Below are 4202 nucleotides of genomic sequence, written 5' to 3'. Positions count from 1 at the left end.
CGTAAGCGCACCGGTTAAGGAGCAATCAGATGGCACACAAAAAAGCAGGCGGGTCTTCCCGCAACGGCCGCGACTCCGAGTCGAAGCGCCTCGGCGTCAAGGTGTACGGCGGCCAAGCGATCAACGCGGGCGGCATCATCGTGCGTCAACGCGGCACGCGCATGCACGCAGGCGAGAACGTCGGCATGGGCAAGGACCACACGCTGTTCGCGTTGGTCGACGGCCACGTCAAGTTCACGACGAAAGGCGCCGCTAAGAAGCATACGGTTGTGGTCCTCCCGGCTGCGGTCTGAGATCGATCAGACACGGGAGCGACACTGCAAGAAGGCCCCGCGTAGTTGGCGGGGCCTTTTTTCTTCTGTGCGCCGATGATGGGCGCCGGATAGTGTCGTTGCGCGGTACGCGGCAAAATAGCGGGAAAACACGGGACGGAGCGATAAATGAAGTTCATTGACGAAGCGCGGATCGAGGTGATCGCCGGCGACGGCGGCGACGGCAGCGCGTCGATGCGCCGCGAAAAGTTCGTTCCGTTCGGCGGCCCGGACGGCGGTGACGGCGGTCGAGGCGGCAGCGTTTACGCGGTGGCCGACCGCAACATCAACACCCTGATCGATTACCGGTACGCGAAGAAGCACCAGGCGCGCAACGGCGAAAACGGCCGCGGCTCCGATTGCTACGGCAAGGGCGGCGACGATATCCACTTGCGCATGCCCGTTGGTACGGTCATCAACGATATGGACACCGGCGAGGTGATCGCCGATCTGACCGAGCACGAGCAAACCGTGCTCATCGCCCAGGGTGGCTCCGGCGGTCTCGGCAATCTGCACTTCAAGTCGAGTACGAACCGCGCGCCGCGCCAAAAGACCGAAGGCAAGCCCGGCGAACGCCGCATGCTGCGCCTGGAATTGAAGGTGCTGGCCGACGTCGGCTTGCTCGGGATGCCGAATGCGGGCAAATCGACATTCATCTCGTCGGTGTCGAACGCCAAGCCGAAAATTGCCGACTACCCCTTCACCACGCTCGCGCCGAATCTCGGCGTCGTGCGCGTCGGGCCGAGCAAGAGTTTCGTCATCGCCGATATCCCCGGGCTGATCGAGGGCGCGGCCGAGGGCGCCGGGCTCGGGCACCAGTTTTTGCGTCACTTGCAGCGCACCGGCTTGCTGCTGCATCTCGTCGATCTCGCCCCGTTCGATGAGAACGTCGATCCTGTCGCGGAAGCGAAGGCGATCGTCGCCGAACTGCGCAAGTACGATGAAGCGTTGTTTCAGAAACCGCGCTGGCTCGTGCTCAACAAGCTCGACATGATCGCAGAGGACGAGCGTGAGGCGCGCGTGGCCGACTTCCTCGCGCGGTTCGAGTGGACGGGGCCCGTGTTTCAGATTTCCGCGCTGACCGGGCTTGGTTGCGAGAATCTGTGCTACGCGGTCTACGATTACCTGTCAGCGCATTCCGACGCGCATCGCGCGGAGTGTGCGGAGGATCTCGCGGCCGATGTTCGCTTCCGGGACACCCCGCCCGCCGGCGATACGCCGCCGCAGGCTTGACCGCTTGCACGCGGGCGCCGGCAACGGCCGACGCCCACCGCCGGCGCACGCTTGCCGGCAGGCCGATCGATCATTCATGGAGACTTTCGCACGATGCGCTCTGTCATCGCGGATTCGAAGCGCTTGGTTGTCAAGGTGGGATCCAGCCTCGTGACGAACGAGGGGCGCGGCCTCGATCAAGCGGCGATCGGCCGCTGGGCGGCGCAGATCGCGCAACTGCGCGAGCGCGGCAAAGAGGTCGTACTCGTCAGTTCGGGCGCTATCGCCGAAGGCATGCAGCGTCTTGGCTGGACGAAACGTCCGCGCGAAATCGATGAATTGCAGGCTGCCGCGGCCGTGGGACAAATGGGTCTCGCGCAGGTCTACGAAAGCCGTTTCGCCGAGTACGGCATCCGCACGGCCCAGATTCTTCTGACGCATGCCGACTTGGCAGACCGCGAGCGCTACCTCAACGCGCGCTCGACGCTGCTCACGCTGCTGCGTCTGGGCGTCGTGCCGATCATCAACGAGAACGACACGGTCGTGACCGACGAAATCAAGTTCGGCGACAACGACACGCTCGGCGCGCTCGTGGCGAATCTGATCGAGGGCGATGCGCTCATCATCCTCACCGATCAACTCGGATTGTTCACGGCCGATCCACGCAAGGATCCGTCGGCCGAGCTCGTGCGCGAGGCCAATGCGGGCGCTCCCGAACTGGAGGCAATGGCGGGCGGTGCGGGTTCGGCGATCGGGCGCGGCGGCATGCTCACGAAAATTCTCGCCGCCAAACGGGCGGCGGGCAGCGGGGCGAATACCGTCGTCGCCAGCGGCCGCGAACCCGAGGTGTTGACGCGGCTCGCGGCAGGTGAGGCGATCGGTACCCAACTCATGGCCCGCACGGCGCGGCTCGCTGCGCGCAAACAATGGATGGCCGATCATCTCCAGGTGCGCGGGCACGTGGTGATCGACGACGGTGCGGTGGAAAAGCTGACGGCCGGCGGCAAGAGCTTGCTGTCGATTGGCGTCGTCGACGTGCGAGGCGTATTCGCCCGTGGGGAAGTGATCGCGTGCGTGAGCGCGGCGGGGCGTGAAGTCGCGCGTGGGCTCACGAACTACAGCAGCGCCGAAACGAAGCTGATCGCCCGCCATGCGAGCGCCGACATCGAAACGATCCTCGGCTACATGCTCGAGCCGGAACTGATCCACCGGGACAACCTGGTCGTCGTTTGACGCAGCGCAACCGCGTTGCCGCATGAAAAAGGCCCGCGCCTTCAATGGCCGGGCCTTTCTTCTTTCTTGCCAAGCCAACCATTCGCTGCGGAGCGCCGATCCGCGTCGCGCGCGTTCGTTGGCCCGGTGCTATTTAATCTTCGACAGCGCCGTGCGGTGCGCCCGGAGATTGTCGAGAATCATCTTCGTGGACCCTGTCGGCATCTTGTTCTCGCAGAAATAGTCCTGGTAGAGCGACGCACGGTATGCGTTGAGATTGCCGTTTTCGATGCGCGTCCAATCGTTCGCCACCGTGCGGTCCCAGCCGTCGTGATCGGCGTTCAGGCCCGCATACAGCCGCCACTCGTAGGTGTCGCAGCGAATCCCTTCGTAATTGACGTTGTGCGCGCCGGTGGAACTCGTAATGACCACCGTGTAGCGCACGACGCCATCGGAACCCACGCTGAGCGACTTGCCGTCGATGGCGAAGTGCAGCGGCGTGTTGTTGGACACATCGAACTCGATCAGATCCTGCGGGCTCGGCAGCGGCGGCAGCGTGTCGACCTTGTTTTCGGTCCATTCGGTTGTGCGATCGAGCAGGTATTGAAACTTGCTGTCGTCTTTGGGGTTGGCCGGAATGTGCGAACAGCCGGCCAGGAGAGCACTGCCGGCGGCGCAGGCCAGCGCGAGAACGATCGCTTTCAATATGGGTACCTCGGTTAAGCGGCGCAAGAATTCGAAAGACCGAATAATAGCGCCGGTGCAGCCGATCAAGCGAGCGCCGCGCATTCGCTAACGGATGCGCGGCACGCCACCGGGGTGGCGCACAGGCTCATTCGGGCAGGATGAGAATCGGCGTTGTGCAGGGCGGTACGTCCGCGTTACCGTTCGCCGCTTGAAGCGACGAACCGCTTTGCCCGGGCACCGTGGCCGAAGGCGATATGCGCGGATACCGCTGGCCGTGATGCGGGCCGTGCGGCTTCTCGGTACGCGGCACGGCACGCCGCAAAAAGCGCGACAGTTCCGTCAGCGCCAATTGATAGACATCCCGCTTGAACTCGATCACGGCGTCGAGCGGCACCCAGTACTCGTTCCAGCGCCAAGCGTCGAATTCCGGATGATCCGTGGCGCGCAGGCAGATATCGCAGTCGCGGCCAACCATCCGAAGCAGGAACCAGATCTGTTTCTGGCCACGATAGTGGCCCCGTACTTCGCGCTTGATGAACTTGTCGGGCACCTCGTAACGCAACCAGTCGCGCGTGCGACCGATGATCTTGACGTGCTCGGGGAGCAGGCCGGTTTCTTCGTGTAACTCCCGATACATCGCTTGCAGAGGGGTTTCACCATACTTGATGCCCCCTTGCGGAAACTGCCAGGAATGTTCACGCAGCCGCTTACCCCAAAACACCTCGTTGTGCGCGTTCAAGAGGATGATGCCGACGTTCGGGCGAAAGCCTTCGCGATCAA

The 4202-nt window shown here is 63.6% G+C and carries 5 protein-coding genes; 3 read left to right on the top strand and 2 right to left on the bottom strand.

From position 1 onward, the window contains the following. Window positions 1–29 precede the first annotated feature (29 nt). From rpmA to proB, 3 genes are all read left to right on the top strand, one after another. Window positions 30–293, top strand: coding sequence for a 50S ribosomal protein L27 (gene rpmA / locus ACTHL0_RS13805; RefSeq protein WP_440567313.1), 264 nt, complete (start codon window positions 30–32; stop codon window positions 291–293). A 147-nt stretch (window positions 294–440) separates the two neighbouring features. Next, window positions 441–1544, top strand: coding sequence for an Obg family GTPase CgtA (gene cgtA, locus ACTHL0_RS13800; RefSeq protein WP_440567312.1), 1104 nt, complete (start codon window positions 441–443; stop codon window positions 1542–1544). Window positions 1545–1637: 93 nt separating this feature from the next. Continuing rightward, window positions 1638–2756, top strand: a complete 1119-nt coding sequence (proB, locus tag ACTHL0_RS13795) for a glutamate 5-kinase (RefSeq protein WP_440567311.1) — start codon at window positions 1638–1640, stop codon at window positions 2754–2756. A 129-nt stretch (window positions 2757–2885) separates the two neighbouring features. Here proB and ACTHL0_RS13790 read toward each other — a convergent pair whose 3' ends face one another. Then, the gene (locus ACTHL0_RS13790) at window positions 2886–3440 is read right to left on the bottom strand and encodes a CNP1-like family protein (RefSeq protein WP_440567310.1); all 555 of its coding nucleotides are present in this window, start codon (window positions 3438–3440) and stop codon (window positions 2886–2888) included. A 127-nt stretch (window positions 3441–3567) separates the two neighbouring features. Further along, window positions 3568–4202 (bottom strand): RNA pyrophosphohydrolase (locus ACTHL0_RS13785; RefSeq protein WP_440567309.1); only part of this gene is annotated, 635 nt, incomplete at its 5' end.

This window comes from Trinickia sp. (assembly GCF_051961175.1).
Classification (GTDB): Bacteria; Pseudomonadota; Gammaproteobacteria; order Burkholderiales; family Burkholderiaceae; genus Trinickia.
This window is presented reverse-complemented; position numbering and strand designations above follow the sequence as displayed.

Coding starts and splice junctions, on each gene's coding strand:
- proB (WP_440567311.1), top strand. CDS start 1,638: ATGCGCTCTGTCATCGCGGATTCGAAGCGCTTGGTTGTCAAGGTGGGA.
- rpmA (WP_440567313.1), top strand. CDS start 30: ATGGCACACAAAAAAGCAGGCGGGTCTTCCCGCAACGGCCGCGACTCC.
- cgtA (WP_440567312.1), top strand. CDS start 441: ATGAAGTTCATTGACGAAGCGCGGATCGAGGTGATCGCCGGCGACGGC.